The sequence below is a fragment of the Novosphingobium sp. NFX11 genome (genome assembly GCF_057376415.1).
The window spans coordinates 251740-268136 of record NZ_CP080386.1 but is presented as its reverse complement, the minus strand read 5'-3'; the positions used below and the strand labels follow the sequence as shown (position 1 = coordinate 268136).

Annotated in this window: 18 protein-coding genes and 1 pseudogene; 8 read left to right on the top strand and 11 right to left on the bottom strand. The window is 60.0% G+C overall.

The window, feature by feature from the left end; all coding sequences use genetic code 11:
• The first annotated feature begins 282 nt into the window (after positions 1-282).
• Positions 283-852 (top strand): type 1 glutamine amidotransferase domain-containing protein, encoded by a 570-nt coding sequence (locus KZO24_RS27850; protein WP_486488302.1) that lies wholly within the window; start codon positions 283-285, stop codon positions 850-852.
• A 158-nt stretch (positions 853-1010) separates the two neighbouring features.
• Here the strand turns inward: KZO24_RS27850 and KZO24_RS27845 are convergent, their stop codons facing one another.
• Positions 1011-1199, bottom strand: a complete 189-nt coding sequence (locus tag KZO24_RS27845; RefSeq protein WP_486488426.1) for a DUF3253 domain-containing protein — start codon at positions 1197-1199, stop codon at positions 1011-1013.
• 743 nt (positions 1200-1942) lie between these two features.
• On the opposite strand from KZO24_RS27845, the gene KZO24_RS27840 reads away from it, so the two are divergent.
• The gene (locus KZO24_RS27840; RefSeq protein ID WP_486488301.1) at positions 1943-2524 is read left to right on the top strand and encodes a hypothetical protein; all 582 of its coding nucleotides are present in this window, start codon (positions 1943-1945) and stop codon (positions 2522-2524) included.
• Positions 2525-2538: 14 nt separating this feature from the next.
• Positions 2539-3279, top strand: coding sequence for an IS4/Tn5 family transposase DNA-binding protein (locus tag KZO24_RS27835; protein ID WP_486488300.1), 741 nt, complete (start codon positions 2539-2541; stop codon positions 3277-3279).
• A 291-nt stretch (positions 3280-3570) separates the two neighbouring features.
• Here the strand turns inward: KZO24_RS27835 and KZO24_RS27830 are convergent, their stop codons facing one another.
• From KZO24_RS27830 to KZO24_RS27820, 3 genes are all read right to left on the bottom strand, one after another.
• Entirely contained in the window at positions 3571-3753 is a 183-nt protein-coding gene (locus tag KZO24_RS27830; RefSeq protein ID WP_486488299.1) for a DUF6771 family protein, read from the bottom strand.
• Positions 3754-3901: 148 nt separating this feature from the next.
• Positions 3902-4360, bottom strand: a complete 459-nt coding sequence (locus KZO24_RS27825) for a hypothetical protein (RefSeq protein WP_486488298.1) — start codon at positions 4358-4360, stop codon at positions 3902-3904.
• 473 nt (positions 4361-4833) lie between these two features.
• The gene (locus KZO24_RS27820) at positions 4834-5622 is read right to left on the bottom strand and encodes a hypothetical protein (protein WP_486488297.1); all 789 of its coding nucleotides are present in this window, start codon (positions 5620-5622) and stop codon (positions 4834-4836) included.
• 186 nt (positions 5623-5808) lie between these two features.
• On the opposite strand from KZO24_RS27820, the gene KZO24_RS27815 reads away from it, so the two are divergent.
• The 3 genes from KZO24_RS27815 to ltrA all read left to right on the top strand — a co-directional run bounded on the left by KZO24_RS27815 (position 5809) and on the right by ltrA (position 9863).
• Positions 5809-6072: a hypothetical protein gene (locus KZO24_RS27815; protein ID WP_486488296.1), complete on the top strand. Its 264-nt coding sequence runs from the start codon at positions 5809-5811 to the stop codon at positions 6070-6072.
• 455 nt (positions 6073-6527) lie between these two features.
• Complete coding sequence (locus KZO24_RS27810; protein ID WP_486488295.1) at positions 6528-7526, top strand: Ros/MucR family transcriptional regulator; 999 nt, start codon at positions 6528-6530, stop codon at positions 7524-7526.
• Positions 7527-8381: 855 nt separating this feature from the next.
• Complete coding sequence (ltrA, locus tag KZO24_RS27805) at positions 8382-9863, top strand: group II intron reverse transcriptase/maturase (RefSeq protein WP_486488425.1); 1482 nt, start codon at positions 8382-8384, stop codon at positions 9861-9863.
• A 72-nt stretch (positions 9864-9935) separates the two neighbouring features.
• Here the strand turns inward: ltrA and istB are convergent, their stop codons facing one another.
• From istB to KZO24_RS27770, 7 genes and pseudogenes are all read right to left on the bottom strand, one after another.
• Positions 9936-10703 (bottom strand): IS21-like element ISSsp5 family helper ATPase IstB, encoded by a 768-nt coding sequence (istB, locus tag KZO24_RS27800; protein WP_486488294.1) that lies wholly within the window; start codon positions 10701-10703, stop codon positions 9936-9938.
• Positions 10700-12192 (bottom strand): annotated as a pseudogene (gene istA / locus KZO24_RS27795) (IS21 family transposase). The gene istB and the pseudogene istA overlap by 4 nt, the downstream one beginning before the upstream one ends.
• A 135-nt stretch (positions 12193-12327) precedes the next feature.
• On the bottom strand, positions 12328-12831 hold the full coding sequence (locus tag KZO24_RS27790) for a hypothetical protein (RefSeq protein ID WP_486488293.1): 504 nt from the start codon (positions 12829-12831) through the stop codon (positions 12328-12330).
• 6 nt (positions 12832-12837) lie between these two features.
• Entirely contained in the window at positions 12838-13290 is a 453-nt protein-coding gene (locus KZO24_RS27785; protein ID WP_486488292.1) for a ubiquitination-like system serine protease family protein, read from the bottom strand.
• On the bottom strand, positions 13287-14477 hold the full coding sequence (locus KZO24_RS27780) for a ThiF family adenylyltransferase (RefSeq protein ID WP_486488291.1): 1191 nt from the start codon (positions 14475-14477) through the stop codon (positions 13287-13289). Before KZO24_RS27780 ends, KZO24_RS27785 begins: the two co-directional genes overlap by 4 nt.
• Positions 14452-14730 (bottom strand): multiubiquitin domain-containing protein, encoded by a 279-nt coding sequence (locus tag KZO24_RS27775; protein WP_486488290.1) that lies wholly within the window; start codon positions 14728-14730, stop codon positions 14452-14454. The genes KZO24_RS27780 and KZO24_RS27775 overlap by 26 nt, the downstream gene beginning before the upstream one ends.
• A 19-nt stretch (positions 14731-14749) precedes the next feature.
• On the bottom strand, positions 14750-14992 hold the full coding sequence (locus tag KZO24_RS27770; RefSeq protein WP_486488289.1) for a DUF2188 domain-containing protein: 243 nt from the start codon (positions 14990-14992) through the stop codon (positions 14750-14752).
• 228 nt (positions 14993-15220) lie between these two features.
• On the opposite strand from KZO24_RS27770, the gene KZO24_RS27765 reads away from it, so the two are divergent.
• Positions 15221-15445 carry a helix-turn-helix domain-containing protein gene (locus tag KZO24_RS27765; protein ID WP_486488424.1) on the top strand — a complete coding sequence of 75 codons (225 nt, stop codon included), beginning with the start codon at positions 15221-15223 and terminating at the stop codon, positions 15443-15445.
• Positions 15442-16341 (top strand): ImmA/IrrE family metallo-endopeptidase, encoded by a 900-nt coding sequence (locus tag KZO24_RS27760; protein ID WP_486488288.1) that lies wholly within the window; start codon positions 15442-15444, stop codon positions 16339-16341. Before KZO24_RS27765 ends, KZO24_RS27760 begins: the two co-directional genes overlap by 4 nt.
• Positions 16342-16397: the final 56 nt, after the last annotated feature.

Below are 16397 nucleotides of genomic sequence, written 5' to 3'. Positions count from 1 at the left end.
GCGTGTTGGCGAAACGGGGAACCGACCTTATCCCGTCGCCAGCAGACGTGCGGCACCCATTGGCGAATCTGGCGGTGCCCTCGCGGCACGTTCCCCCGCGACATGCGTGACAGGAAGGCTGGATCAGAGCGCCTTGCCTGTGGGGCAGTCCCACGCAAAGACACAGCACGATCTCGGGCCGAGCGGATCAAGAGCCGCGTTAGGCAGTTCACTGGAAGCCGGGCGCATAGCCTTCCGTACCATCGGAATGGCGGCGGCGCCCACCACTCGACAGGAGATGCCATGTCCCTCGACAATCGTGCGATCGCCATTCTCATTGCGCCACGCGGCACGGAAGAGCCCGAGTTCGTCAAGCCCAAGGAAGCACTGGAACAGGCTGGTGCGAAGGTCACCGCAATAGGTCTGGAGAGCGGGACCGCGCAGACGAACAACAACGATCTTGACCCAGGGAGCAGCTATCCCGTGGACAAGACGTTCACCGAAGTATCTGCGGACGACTTTGACGCACTTGTCATCCCTGGCGGGAGCGTCGGCTCGGATAAGTTGCGCAGTAGCGAGGAAGCCGTGCGGTTCGTGCGGGATTTCTTCGAGGCCGGCAAGCCCGTCGGCGCCATCTGCCACGCTCCTTGGGTACTGGTGGAGGCCGGCGTTCTCGACGGGCGGACCGTCACATCGTTCCCATCCGTTCGTACCGACATCGAGAACGCCGGAGGCCGTTGGATCGACGAGGAGGTCGTCGTGGACGAAGGCCTGATCACCAGCCGGACCCCGGACGACCTTCCCGCCTTCTGCGCGAAATTGATCGAGGAATTCGCGGAAGGCAGGCATCCTGCGCAGGCACGCAGCGTCTGATGAGCAGCGGGTGGGGCTGGCTCAATCGGTGGTCCCACCCGACAAAACAGGCTGGAACTCTGCTTGTCCGACGCAGGGGGTGTGGATTGCACATCACTTCCGGTTCATCTCTTCGGAGGCGATCACCGGTGTCCGGGCGATTTCTGCAACAGGCCGATCTATCGTAGTCTGATACGGTATGCCCCGCTTCGCCTGTTCAGATTCCGGCCTTTCCAGCTTAAATTGATGATGCCATCGGCTGGCATCTCATCGACCGCAGCATGGACCGCCGGCATCGCCTCTCGCCATTGATCCTCAGATGCTATGGCGCGAGCGACTTCGCTCGGGCAGATTGTTGCACCCTCCATGCGTTCGCCAAGCAATTGCAAGATTGCCTTTCGAGCATCCGGTTTCACTTGGTGGGTTTCACGTTTTCGGGGATCGATTGCCCATCATCAGGAAGGATTTTGGAGTCGGTTTGACCGCAGGAGGCATTCACCGTGCCGAGGCGATGCCAGCGGCCCGAGTCTCTGGCGTGTAATTCCCAAGAGATCGGCGAGGGCTGCTCAGTCCGCCCCGGCGCTACCCGCCAGCACTACGCTCTTGTGCTCGGCGTCATCACCTTTTCAGCACTGAAAGCGGCGCTGCTTACTTCAAAGAATTCAGCTCCTAGGAGCCCGAGGTCGTGGGCTGTGAGCTGAAGGCCTGTCAGTCAGGCGGGGGAAGTTCGACAGGTGCCGTGTCCGGCTGATCAAAGTCGGGACCGACGGGTGGAACGTCATCGGGTGCGCCCGGACTGCCCGGCTCAGGATATTCAACAGGGACGTCACCCGGATTGTCATTCCCGGGATGCTCTATCGGTTGGCTGGCCACTCTGACTTCTCCTGCGGCGTGTCGATAAGCCCTTAATCCCCTGTGCCCTCATATGGTTTCGATTGGGTTGGGCGGCCGGTCCGCGGAGGTTATAATTTGCGATAGTCCGATGGTTTACCTTGATGCCGATGAAGCGCGGGGGTCTGGGAAGGAAGCCCGACGCCGAATGCGCATTCGCCGCGAACCAGCGGAAGCCGGAACCATTGTTAACCTATCGGGCGTATGCGGGCGCCGGGACATGCTGACTTCGATCGATCTTGCGACCTTGCGCCTGTGCAGCGTACTGGCATCGGTGACGTTTACGGTCATCTTCCTGTCGCTGTGGCGCGGGCGCAAAGATGAGCTTCATAACCTGCTTTGGGCTGCGAGCCTGCTTCTTTACTGCGTGGGTCTTGCCGGACTGGAGTGGATCAACCGGCCGCAGGACGTGCTCATTCGATCGTTACTCGTTGCGGCGCTCACGGCCTCCAACATCCCTTTGGTCGCCGGGGTGCGACTATTTGCAGGACGAACGCTATGGCGCTGGTGGATGGCGGTGCCGCCCACCGTGACGCTGGCCGGGTTCCTGCTGCCCTATGCCCTCGGCCAATTTGGAATCGTCATGCCGCCACAGAGCGACCAATTGCTGGCGGCCATCGGTCTCGCGACGGGAATGGGCGTGTTTGGGGCCGACATGATCCGGCAAGCCGGTCGGGCTGTGCCGGCTTGCTCTTACCCACAAGTGGTCGCGCGCTTGATTCGCGCCTGCCGCGGACCCATTGCCTGGCGGGAATCACCCATGATTCATTCTCCGGCACCTTCGGATAGTGAGGTGCCGTGATGGAACATAGCTGGGTGGACAAGGAAACGGCCGAGACCAATTTGGGTGACGTGCGGCTGAACCGACGACTTGGAGTGATGCTTGAAGCACTTGAAGAGCGCCCCGGGCAATCCCTGCCAACGGCTTTTCAGGACTGGTCAAATACTAAGGCGGCCTACCGCTTCTTCTCGAACGAGAACGTGAGCGAAGACAAAATCCTGGAAGGGCATTTTGCAGCATCCGCCTTGCGCATCCAGGCAACCGAAGGTCCCATTCTCATCTTGCAGGATACCACCGAATTCAATTTCAAGCGCGCGGATCCGGATAAGATCGGATTTACGAAGAGTTCGACTGGTCGCAAGTTGAAGGATGGTCGGTTCCAGAAGTTCACGATCTGCGGGCTTTTGATGCATGTCAGCCTTGCAATTACGCCAGAGGGACTGCCGTTGGGTCTCACAGCCGCGAAATTCTGGTCACGTTCCAAGTTCAAGGGAACAGCAGAGCTCAAGCGCAGGGTCAATTTGACTCGAATTCCCATTGATCAAAAGGAAAGTATCCGTTGGCTTGATAATTTGCGCCGGTCTACCGAATTGGCTGGAGAGCCGGGGCGATGTGTACATATCGGAGACCGGGAAAGCGATATTTATGAGCTTTATTGCTTGGCTGAAGAGCTCGGTACCAAATTCCTCGTGCGCAGCTGCGTTGACCGTTCAAGCCTGCGTAGGGGTAGGCTCTTGGAAAGCGGTCGGTTTGCGGCGACGAGCTTGTTGGCCTAGCGCCGGTCGTTGCATTCTTGTAGGCATTGCCGCTGCCGACGGCAGCCAGCAATCCGAGAGGGCGCAGGCGACGTAGCATGGCCGGTGCGGCGAGCCCGAGTAACGCTCCAACTGTTCCGTTGAGCCCCTGGGAATGCTTGGCGGCCTGGTTGCCACCAATCGCTCCGATAATATTGCCGATTATTTCCAAATCTCCTTATTTCCCGATATCACGGACGTAAGAAATCGTTCCGGTAACAAGATGCGTCAGGCGTGGCGCTTCCCAGCTATCGGCTGCGGGCTGAGGAGTGGTCAGGCAGTCGGTTGGCCTAATTTGATGTCTTTGTTCTGACGAAGGGCCGCGCCGATCTGCGCCGCAAGAGTCTCCTCGGCACGGACGCGGATCACGGGATCTTTGGACTCCAGATCATGGCGGACCCATTGCGGAGCGCGCGCGATGCACTGAAGGATAACGGGTGTGAGTGTGTCATTCATACCCGCGCCTATAAGCTGCACCCATTTGCCATGGCTAGCGAGGTTTGGGTCCTATTGTGATCGCGATTTTGAGCAGCCTCCACCGGGTGGTCCGGATAGATAGTTAGTGCATTGTCGCCTCCGCCGCCATTGCCGGGCGCAGCGTCGGTTAGGGCGTACTTGGTAGCTTCCGCAAGCAGAAGGCCACCCGATCCCAGTCTTCAGGTCGAAACGTCAGTCGGTTGGGCGCTTCGATATCGTCGGTCAGGTCCAGCAGCTGGTTCGTTGTCCAATCGATCCTGACCCACCCAAGTGCGATAATCCGGTTTGCCTCGCTGAACAGTCCGAACGTTGCCTGTGCATCGTCCTGCGCCTCCAGGGTTGCTGTAACGCCGCCTCTACGCGATGCCGGGAGGCTGGAATGCTGGACCAACAAGGTCGGAGCGTATTCGCAGGAATGCGGTATGCCAGCTTCGCGTTCGGCTTTCGGTTTTGGGTCTAGACGATGAGCAACCGCTATGTGGCTCTCACAGCTCAGCAATAACACCGCAATACCAACCAGCGTTTGCATATCGCCGATGCTCGCGTTCGCTCGCGCCAAGCCAACACGATCACGAATTTTGTGCACTTGAACGTCCCGCCTGAGATAGTTTTAGAAATTAGCTGCCGAACACATTAGCGTTGTCGATCGTATCCCGCGCCAACAGCGCTGTCATCGCGGCAGGAAGGGCGGCCCTGCCCGATCACGATCGAAAGCGATGCCATGAAGATGGCGGGCTTTACAATGCATTGCCCGGCGATCGCTATTCCCGAACTAGGCGTGGAGGCACGGGCGCCGACACGCCCGCCGCGATAGAGAAATCCGCGGGCCAGGCGCAGTGGCTCCTTTCGGTGAAGACGCCGGCGGTGGCGGGCGTAACACCCGCAGCGATATGGCAGCACGAGTATCGCCGACTGGGTGCGTGCCCCGGTTTATTACAGGTTGGCCTCGCCTATTCGCGATCGATTCACAGCCATCGGCAGGAACGAGATTCTTGAAGGTCCCGATGCCTTGGATGCGAGCGGTCCGGCCGCTTCCGTAACGATAATAGTACGGGAAATTCAATCGCACCAGAGCGCCCCGCGAACAAGGTGGGCGCGCGGGCAGGCTCTGGCTGGCAGCGGAAGCGCCATGCCTGGATGCCAGATCCCCAGCCGTCGCTGGATATTGGGCATCTCGGAATCGATGACCGCTAGCGGATTACCGTCGCCATAGGTTGTGGCACTCCGGAACCGAAGTACCTGCCGATACACTCCGCTGCCATTCGGACGATCGACTGTGATCCAGTATCCGAAGGGAGCGTCGCTGGTCGGGGCCGAGGCGATAACAACGCCGGACAGCGGGCCAGCTTCGATGTAACGAATCTCCTGGTTGTTATTTCGCCCTGTGCGATGCGCGTATGCGAGCCGGAAAAAGTCTTTCGCCTGATCATAGGTGTACAGCTGCAAAGATACGCGCTGGTCGCCATTTCCAGCATGGAAGCTGGCGAGCTCCAGCAGAAGAAATCGGGGCATGCCGGGAGGCCGGACGACCTGAGCTCGAAGCAGGAAGTGCGGTTGCGCGAACACGTCGCCATCGCTTGTAAGGCGCAGCGCAAGGTTCGGTGTTGGGTCACAGCTCCGGCCAGCGTCGTTGCTCAGGCATAGGTTTATCGCGCCAGGCGCTAGCTGGCCGGCTGGATCCTCGACCATCGGGCCCTGCGTCGCTGTCAGTCGCCAAGGTGAACGGGTGGCAAACGCTTTCCTGAGGTCGAGCGGAGCCATTGGCGAATCCGCCGTTGCAGCATGGGCGATCGCCGCCATCATACAGGCAATCGCGAGGCCAAAAGTCGCGCCACTTGCGAAGCGCATCGCCCCGGTTCTCCACTGCAAGCCGCAGCATATCGAGCGGCTTGATACGGGCGTACAACCGATTGCGTGGCCAGCCAATCTCCATAATGTAGGGATCACGTGGGGGTGGCGCAGGTTTGCTCGAAGCTGGGGAACGATAGTCCGGTTGGCGGGCTCGAGACGCGAAACTGAGGAACTCAAGCAAATATGACTGTATCGACGTTCGAAACACCTGAAGGTGACGAAATCGAGATTGACGGTGATGATGTGGTGAGCGTCAAGTCCGGCAAGGAATCCGAGACAACGGTTGTCGAGCTTGAAGATGGGGACCAGATAGTCGTCGCTGGGGGCAAACTCGAAGTTATCGCTGAACTTGATCTCGACCCGTTGGTTTTCGATGACCCAGAGGAGGACGACCAAGACCCGGACGACCAAGACCCGGACGATGCACTCGATGATAGTGACCACTGACATGACCCACCATTGCCATTTGGATCCCCGAAGCACCTAAATATCGTGATGACAATCCGGTGTTGATCTTCAAGTATAAGCGCTCTCATGGCGTCGTTCCCATCGACGATTGATCGGCTCTGACTCTTCAAAAGTATGGTAGATCCTGGCTCGCACAACATCAGCGGGCAAGGTTCTTCGGTGCGGCCCGCTTCTCTCTCTCGACGTCTCGTCGATATGCCCGGCGGGCATGTTCGCAAGCGGGCGCTATTGCCAGTGAGCGTCTCGGTCGGACATCATAACGCGCCCGAGTTCGGCGAACCTGTCGGTCCGAGTGCGGCGTAGTACGAAGACTATGAAAATTTACTTCTCGGGTCTATTTGCTGCGAGGATGCAGTTGGAATGTTTTCGGCTGCCAAATGCCGCTGGCATTCAAATGGCACCGCCGGTTGCCGAAAATAGGGAAGCACGCAAGCATGGCCGAAACCGAAAAGCAGTCCGACATTGCATCGCTGACTGTCGAACTGCTGAGCGCATACCTATCCAACAACACGGTGCCGTCGGCAGAGCTCGCGGGGCTCATCCAGTCGACACGGGCTGCCTTGACGCAGAATGCAGTGCCGGTGGAGCCGGAAGCAGAAAAGCCGACTTTCACGCCGGCCGTAACGGCGCGTAAGAGCCTGGCGTCGCCCGATCACCTTATCAGCCTTATCGATGGCAAGCCCTACAAGACGCTCAAGCGTCACCTGACGCGGCACGGCCTGACCCCGGAAACCTACCGCGAACGCTACGGTCTGCCGGCCAGCTATCCTATGGTTGCTCCGTCCTTCGCAGCCAAGCGCCGGGAAATCGCAGAACGGATCGGTCTCGGTAACAAGAAGGCGACAGACCCGGCCGTACCAGCAGATGCTGTAGCCGGCGCCGAAATTGGGGGAGTGAGCGACGTTGGCGCACCCGTTGCCGCCAAGCCGAAGAAGCAGGCTCCCAAGACGTCTGCGGTAAAGGCCGCCAAGGCGCCTGCTCGCAAAGCGAAAGCGACCCCGAAACTCACCGCCACTTCAGCGGAAACGATGACGGCGCCGGTCGCAAAGGTAGCGGACAGTCCAGTTGAGCCGCAGGTCGCCGAGCAGGCCGTCGAAACTCCCGTCGCGCCGCCGGCTGCGACGAAGACTGCCGCGAAGGCTCCGGCACGCGGCGCAGCGCCCAAGAAGCAACCCACGAAGCGCATGGCGCGGACGCCGAAGTCTGCGGCAAAGTCCGAAGCGGCTGCCCCGGTGTCGGAAGAAAGCTCGCCCGCAGAAACCGCGGCCGCGGAAACCGCCGACGCCCCGGCCGCCGCAGAAAAGCCGAAGCGCCGCGGCAAGTTGGATCTGTTTGGAAAAGACGCCGCCGACACAGGCGCTGCAACCGAGACCCCGGCCGCAGTTCCTGGCGCCAAGACGCGGTGGAAGCGTCCCGCTGCGAAGGCCAAGTAATCGAAACATCGGCCACCCTGTCGCTTGGCGGCGAGGTGGCCGGGTGACGATCCCGCTGCGTAGACTAGCCGGATCGGGGGCCATGCGCAGTGCATCCGGAATGACCGGCCCTGGGACCTTTGCGACGGTCGGCTTCGGAGCAATGATACTGGAATAGCCGACATTCTGGGCTCAGCGGTGCTGACGTCAGTTACCGCCGCCATTTCAGCCGTTCCTCGCTCTCCGTGGCCTCATCAGAACTTGCCATTCGTCCACCGAGCCGAGGGACGCCAACTGGCCCAACGGGTGACCCATCCGCGATTGTCAACGGCGGCGCAAAAGTCGGCCACGGGGCGGAGTAAAAGCAGGCCAGTGTGGCGCACGCCCGGGGAGTGGCGTGAGGGCGTAGGTGTGCCGGGCATGGGCACTGGATAGGAGGTGAAAGTCCTTTACGGGGCGAGTTGGTAGCAACCGTAAGTCGAAGACAACTGCACGCAGCGTGCCCATCGTGAGATGCGCAAGGCGCTGATGCCGCGAGGCCGTGTGGGGAGGAAGTCTTAGACGAACCGCAGCACCGAACGCGAGTGAACCCTTGGACAGGCCGATCCGGTCGGGTGAGCGTGCCTACAAACGCGACGCCCAAAATCCAACCGAGACCGGGGCGGTAGTGAGGGCGGCGGCGGCGGCATATCCAGTGTTCTTACCCCGGGAGATCTGTTGGGGTCCGCGTGAGCGGTAGGCGGGTAGGAGGAAACGACGACCGCCGATGCCCCTGCAGAAGTCGGATCTCTCCGTAGGAGCGATGAAGCCGGTGAAAGTCGGCTGAGCAAAGGGAGAGATGGGTTGAGAAGGAAAGGACATCATCAATTGAGCTTCGTGTTCGCCGACAGCCCGCGAGGGGGTGGCGATGTCGGAGGTTCGGGCGAACCCGAGCGTCGGTCATGGCTACTGCACACAGCGAAGCACAAAACCATGACAAGTTCTTCCACCCGGGCAGCCGATTCAAATCGGCTGCTGGAGGCGGTAGCGTCCGAGGCAAATCTCGCGCGGGCGCTACTGTCCGTTGTACGCAATAAGGGGGCACCGGGGATCGACGGCCAGACGGTTGAGGAGGCCGAAGCGCAAGCTCCGCGTCTGTTGACTGAACTGCGCAGTGTACTGTTGGCGGAACGCTTTTACCCAGGGGATATTCGTCGGGTCTGGATTCCCAAACCCGGTGGAGGTCAGCGCGGTCTGGGCATTCCCAATGTGAGAACGAGGGTGGTTCAACAGGCGGTTCTCCAGATTCTGGAGCCGATATTTGAACCAACCTTCCATCCCAGCAGTCATGGGTTCCGTCGTAATCGTGGTGCTCATACGGCAATTGCTGAAGCGACTGAATATCTGGAAGAGGGCTTTCGGACGGTGGTTGATCTGGATCTGGCGCAATTTTTTGACCGGGTTCATCACCAACGCCTGCTGGATCGAATGAGTCAGCGGGTGGCCGACCGGCGGATTCTCAACCTGATACGACGAATGCTGAAGTCGGCCGTGGTGATGCCGGATGGCACACGTATCGAAGTCGTTGAAGGAACTCCGCAAGGCGGCCCGCTTTCGCCATTTCTATCAAACATCGTTCTCGACGAGTTCGATCAGGAGATGGCGCGGCGCGGGCTACGTTTCGTCCGCTACGCCGATGACGCCAACGTCTTTGTGCGCAGTGAGCGAGCCGGGATCCGTGTCATGGCATCTCTTCGGCGTTTTCTGGAGAAGCGATTGCGCCTTCAGGTCAATGAGGAGAAAAGCGACATCCGGAAACCGGAGCAGGTCCACTTCCTCGGCTTTTGCTTCCGCTGCACAGATGGTGTGTCCTCAATCGAGGTCGCGCTGTCCCGCAAAACGAAGCGTCGACTGCTGACGACTATTCGGGACATGACTCCGCCCAACTGGGGGAGATCGATCATGACCTGTATGGCCGACCTTGGTCGATACCTGAACGGATGGTCGGCATATTACCGCCTCTGTACCGCAGAGGTGGCGTCTGAACTGGGGGTCATTGACGCCCACGTTCGCCGTCGGCTCAGGGCGATCATCGTGCGTCAAAAGAAGCGTCCGCGCTTCTTATTCCGGTACCTTTTGTCGCGCGGGGTCAGTCGCAAAGCCGCTGGTGGCACCGCGTATTGCGGAAAAGGGAACTGGGCGAAATCCAATCGACCCGGGATCGTGAGGGCTTACCCTCCTTCATGGTTCCATGGACGACTGATCTCGCTCAAAGCTCGATGGCACGAGCTAAACCCCCACGGGTCAATGACCAGTTCGTACTGGCACTCTGATATCGACCCAAGGAGCCGGATGCGTGGTCCGCATGTCCGGTTCTGAGAGAGCCGCGGTGGAGTAATCCGCCGCGGCTACTCGACCCCGAGGGCCACTCCCCGGGCGTTGGCTCGATTTTCAAGGGTTGGTTTTTGACTTGCGGGCGCGGCTATGGGCGAGACGGTAGCTCTCGCCATTCATCTCCAGGATGCTGACGTAATGGGTCAACCGGTCGAGGAGCGCGCCGGTGAGACGTTCGGATCCGAAGGTCTCGGTCCATTCGTCAAAGGGCAGATTGCTGGTGATGAAAGTCGAGCCGCGTTCATAGCGCTGTGAGATCAGCTCGAACAGCAATTCGGCCCCGGTCTTGGAGAGCGGCACGAAGCCCAGTTCGTCGATGATCAGCAGCTTGTATCCAGCCATCTGCTTCTGGAAGCGCAGGAGGCGTCGCTCGTCGCGGGCTTCCATCATCTCGCTGACCAACGCGGCGGCGGTGGTGAAGCCGACGGACAGCCCTTTCTGGCATGCCGCCAGCCCCAGTCCGAGGGCCACATGTGTTTTGCCCGTGCCCGATGGCCCCAGAGCGATGGCGTTCTCGCGGCGCTCGATCCATTCGCAGCGCGCCATCTCGAGCACCTGCATCTTGTTGAGTCGGGGGATGGCGGTGAAGTCGAAGCTGTCGAGGCTTTTGACCGCGGGGAAGCGTGCGGTCTTGATGCGCCGCTCCACCATGCGACGCTCCCTGTCGATCATCTCCATCTCGATGAGCCGGGCGAGGAAGCGGATATGGTCGAGGCCTTCGGCCGCGCATTGCCGGGCCAGTTTCTGATGCTCACGAAGGCAGGTGGGCAGCTTGAGCGACTTGAGATGGTGGGCGAGCAGGATCTCGGGGGCCTGACCGCTCATGCGGCCTTCTGCCCATCGGAGAGCAAGCTCATGTAGGCTCTGGCAAAGGTCTTCTCGACTTTGGTGCGTGGGAGGAAGGGATAGACGTCCAGGTCCAACCTGGGCGGCACGCGTTCGACCCGGCACAGGACGAGATGCTTGACGGCATCGAAGCCGACGGCGCCCAGGTCGATAGCCTGCTCCACCGCCGCCTGGAGATCGGCGATATCGAAGCTCTCCAGCAAGCGCAGCACCTGCACATACTCGCGCTTGCCATGCTTGTGCATGCGCGCTTCCATCAGGCGTTGCAGTGTCGCGAACGCCTCGGGCAGTTCCCATCCCTGCAGCGGCGCCGCCTGGTCCAGCGCATTGATCTTCTGTTCGATCAGCGGGAGATAATGAAGCGGATCGAAGATGACCTCGTCCCGCCGCCAGCAACGGGGATGCCGGGCGATGACCTCGCTGCGGCAGCCGATCACCACCTCATCGACATAACCCCGGACCCAGATTTCCTGATGCCCCCAGGCCACCGGCACCGAATAGTCGTTGGTCTTGTAACGCACCAGGGACTGTGACGAGACACGTCCGCTGGTCTGGTCACAAGCCTCGAAGGGGAGGCTGGAAGGGGCTGCATCGCGGCCAGATCACGCACCAGGCGTTCGCCGATCGTCTCGCTCTCCCCGCGCAGCTTGTCTCTCTGGCGTTTGCGGCACTGCTCCTCGAGCCACAGGTTGAACGCCTCCCATGTCGGGAACTGCGGGATCGGCACCATGAAGTTACGCCGGCAATAGCCCACCAGCCCTTCCACATTGCCCTTCTCGTTCCCCTTGCCCGGGCGTGCGTAGCGATCGCGGATCACGTAATGCGACAGGAAAGCGCTGAACAGCGATGCGCGCTGCCTCGTGCCGTCGGGCAGGATCTTCGCCACCAGGCAGCGATCGTTATCGTAGACGATCGAGCGGGGCACCCCGCCGAAAAAGGCGAAGGCATGGACGTGACCGTCGACCCAGGCTTCGGCCACCGCCGCCGGGTAAGCACGCACATAGCACCCGTCACTGTGCGGCAGATCGAGCACGAAGAAGTGCGCCTTCTGCGTGACCCCGCCGATCTCCACCAGCGCTTCCCCAAAATCAGCCTGCGCATCGCCCGCCGGGTGGGCCAGCGGCACGAACATCTCCCGGCTACGCTGCTCGCGCTCCCGGACGTAATCCTTGATGATCGTATAGCCGCCGGTGAACCCATGCTCCTGGCGCAGGCGATCGAATACCCGCTTCGCCGTATGGCGCTGCTTGCGTGGAACGCCCCGGTCCCCGTCGAGCCAGCCATCGATGATCGCTACAAACCCGTCCAGCTTCGGACGGCAAGGCGCTGCCTGGCGCCGGTAACCAGGCGGCGATGAAAACGACAGCATCTTGCGCACCGTGTCGCGCGACACATTGAAACGCTTCGCCGCGCTGCGCTGGCTCAGCCCTTCCGCGCAAGCCAGACGTACCTTCAGATAGAGTTCCACGCTGAAAATCCCCAGTCCTCCCTGCCAAGCAGAAAGGCTTCAAGGTGGACGACTTTTACGCCGCCCGCAGCGGACCTATCCCGCCGCTACCGTGGCCGACTATTCCACCGCCGTTCTCACGCGATCTCCTCACACTCAGGAAAGTTTGATCTTCGCCCACATCAAGGCGTCGAAAGCCGCAAGTTTTGCTTTCTCAATTGATGAGAAGCGCTTTCGGCCACGTACACAATCAAGCGTCTCTCGGCGCATGATCGTGATCATCCAGCCCGGCTTCGCATCCTCCATCTCGAACACCTGGATGTTGAAACCATCCGTGTTTAGAAAGGAAACGCCCGCAGGGGACGTTCGCCATTTCCGGTCGATCCATTTCGATCTGCGGCGGGTTTCGTTCTTGAGGCGCGTCTCGCGCTCGCGCGGCCCAACGTAGTCACCCTCCATATGTTCGGCACAGACGCAACCCACGCCCAGTGTCTGGCGGTAATCGGGATGCTCCATGTAGTGCACGTATCGTATCTCGACGCACTCGCACATCGCGCAAACTTTGGCAGGCTCGCCAAGATCATCGATACCCGCGCAGCGCCAGCCCCGGTGGGGCACGCCAGCCGATGACCATTTGCCTCGATGCGTATGACCTTCCATTTGCGATCACCTCAGCGCCAGAGTGAGTGCCACCATGCCTTGAGAGCAGCCAGGAAGCCGGGCCGGCCTTGCGGCTTGACTGGCGACGGTCGTGTCCGGGGGCGGGGGCTTGATCTCGCCGGTCAGGACGCGGCTCGCATATTCGTCGTGCCGCTGGGCGCGGCGCGTCTGCGCTTCCGTCATGTCCGCGTACCAATCGACACGACCTCGCCTGATCCAGTAGTGGGACCGACAAGCTAATGCGCCGAGGCCGATAGACGGAGCCAGCGAGACGGTGTCCCCGTGATCGACCAGATGCCATTTCGCAGGATTTAAAGGGGTCACGACTTTGAAACCGCATCCGCAGCAGCAGCGGTGCGTGGCGGTGTTGAACCGCGGCGAGATATAAAGAACGCCCTCGTCGATCTCCTTCGGGATGAATTCTACGTAAGCATGCGCAAGCCGGTCCCGTCTCGTCACGCGCGCTCCTCGTTGCAAAGTTCTCCGGTCGCGATCTGGTACGTCGTCGCATACTCCCGTCCGGCGTCACGGTAAAACCCGATCATGCGCTTCCAGCGAATGACGGCAAGCGCCGCGTTGAGCGAGTTCAGTTCGGCGATCTGGATGTTGGTGGAATACTCGTTTTCGGCCTCGTCGTCCGTGCCGAAGGAAATCCGGGAGTCGATATGATCCCGTTTCTCAGTCGTGCTGCTGACGACGCGTACGATGCCCTGAAGCCCGGCCTGTGCGCGGATGATGCCCATGCCAACCTCGATGAAGGCTACATCGTTCGCGATCAGCCAATCCACGATGGCACGCTTGGCCTTGCCGTTGTCCATGCATATGAACGCGAAGGTGATCCCGTCGAGCAGGTGCAGGTTCTCGGACGTCAATGCATCATCGTGCTTCACGAGTCCCTTGCGGCGAAGCTTCGAGTAGATGTCGTAAAGGTTTTCCACCTTTGATTTCTTGGCTTCCAGTTCCGCGAGCGACCATGCGCCAGGAGCGCGGAAGGCGTTGTGCGTATCGAAGCTGTCGCCGTCGAACAGAAGGATTTCCGCGACGCGCGTCTTGGCAATCAAATCCAGAATGTAAGACCCCGTTCCACCCACGCCGATGATCGCGACACGCTGGTTTTCCAGCTTTTCGTTATCAGCGCCGATGTGCACGCGGCTCGAAGCCGTGTCGATGTAGTGGAAGATGTCATCATCCTCTTCATCGGTCGCGTAGACGGGGTGGGGCTGCGCGGTCACGTCGCGCAACTTGCGCGCTTCGCCGACTATCCAGCCGAGATAGCCGAGCATCTTATGCTCGTAGTCGCGGTAATTGTTACACGCCGAGAACGTAAAATCCGCCTTCACGCCACCGCCGAAATCCTGGGCCTCGCTCGGATTTTCGAAGCTGCGCAGCTTGCTGCCGTCCGCATGGCACGGATGCTCCCCGGTCCAGTAGGCGACGTGATTGTCGGGCTTTCGCGTTTGCTCCTGCCCTTCGACCACTTGGGTATCGAGCTTCGCGATCAGTACGCCGTCCTCGCGCACTGTCGCCGAAGCCGTTACGTATGGAACGTCCTTGACCAACAGATAGCCGTTACGGATCTCGAGATTGTACCCGTCATTCCGCATTGCGAGCAGGTCGGGACTACGAGCGATTAGCCGGTGTGACATCGAATTCCATTTCCTTTTTCACCTCGACGGACTCGCCCTCCATGAGGGTGCCGGTCGGCTTCGGGCCGTTGCCCTTGCTGTACATGACCTGGTAGCGCTGGTTCTCGGGCAACTCCGGCGCTTCGATCAGCACGAGCAGTTCCTCGTAAGTGATCTTGCCCTTCGCCACCTCGTACTCGGTGCCGTTCACGATGATGGTCACGGTCTTTGGATCTGGCTTCCCGCCCTTTTCGGCTGCATGTTCGTTCGTCATTGAATGTCTTCCTTCCAGGTTAGTTGTTCTTGTCGCGGGGCGGATTGGGGTCATTGCCATGGCTGTCGCTGCTGGCGATCTTCCCGTCCTTGTTGTGGATGCGAAGCTCGGTGCCCTGGTTTCGGCTGATCTCACGACCGCGATCGACCGCCTGCTGCTTCGTATCCGTGTGAACGCTGGCGCGGCTCGCACCACCGCGCTTCACGTCCCAACCGCCATCTGGGTTGGGAACTACATGATGAGAATCGGGACCTTTGCCCATTTCAGTCTGTCCGTATAACTTTTCAGGCACGCGGTGTACCTCTACTCCGAACATTCTGACTCGGTTGCCATTCGCGAGTCAAGCCTATAAAATACGTCTACACCGAACACGACACGCGGAGAGACAAGTTTTGGCGAACATCCTCGGGGATAAGATTAGGAAACTGCGTAAGGAAAAAAACTAACGCTCGATAAGCTCGCTGAGCTTGCGGGTTCAAGCAAGAGCTACATCTGGGAACTGGAGAACAAGAACCCTCCCCGCCCCTCGGCTGAAAAGCTGGCAAAGATCGCTGAACAGCTCGACACGACCATCGAGTTCCTACTTGATGAAGGCGAAGAGATGTCGCAGGAAGACGCGGCAGATGCGCGGTTTTACCGCCAGTATCGCAAGATGGACTCGTCCGCTAAAGCCAAGGTTCGGCAAATCATAAAACTCTGGGATGAAGACTCATGACCGAAGGGTGGTCGCCAAACCGTTGGGCTAACTCCATCACGACCATGCTCAACAAAGTGTATGGTGGCACGCCCGATCGCTTTCCGGTGAACGTTCCTCAGCTAGCTCGGGAATATTCCGCGCAGCGATATCCGGACGAGCCGATCACGCTCGTGAAGGGCGCTTCGCTGCCCGGCTTCGATGGCGCGCTGTATTGCGCTCCCTCTGGCAAAAAGGGTTGGGCGATTATCTACAACGATGCGATCAGGTCGGCCGGACGGATCAACTTCACCCTTGGTCATGAATTCGGGCATTACCTCCTGCATCGACTTGCACATCCAGACGGTCTGGAGTGCGGCGATCAGGATATGGTTCGCTGGGATAGCGAGTATGCTCAAATCGAGCAGCAGGCGAACGAGTTTGCTGTCGCGCTGCTCATGCCACGTGATGATTTTTCCTTGCAAATCACCCCCAGGGAGAAGCCGACGCTCGACGATATTGGACGAAGCGCAAAGCGCTACGACGTATCGCTTATCGCAGCGACGCTTCGCTGGCTTCAATTGACCGAGCGCAGGTCGGTTCTGGTCGTCTCGCGCGACGGGTACATCCTTTGGGCGCGATCGAGCGGCCCCGCGCTCAGAACGGGAGCATATTTCAAGACGTCGGGGCGTCCGCCCATCGCGATTCCTTCACTTTCAATAGCAGCGAGTCCCGGCATCCTGAACGGTGGTTTCGCCGAGCATGATGCAGGAGTTTGGTTCGCCGAACCGTGCGAAGAGATCGCGCTCGCATCTGATCACTATGACTTCACGATCTCGCTGCTCCACCTCGAAGAGGCCGAGTGGCGCAACCGGCTCGATGAAGAACCGACTGAGGACGCGCTTGATCTAATGCAGCGGCGGCTGGGCCGAAGTTAGAGCGGACTAAGCGCCCCGGCTCAACCGCAAGGCTGCGCTGACGCACAACATGAATG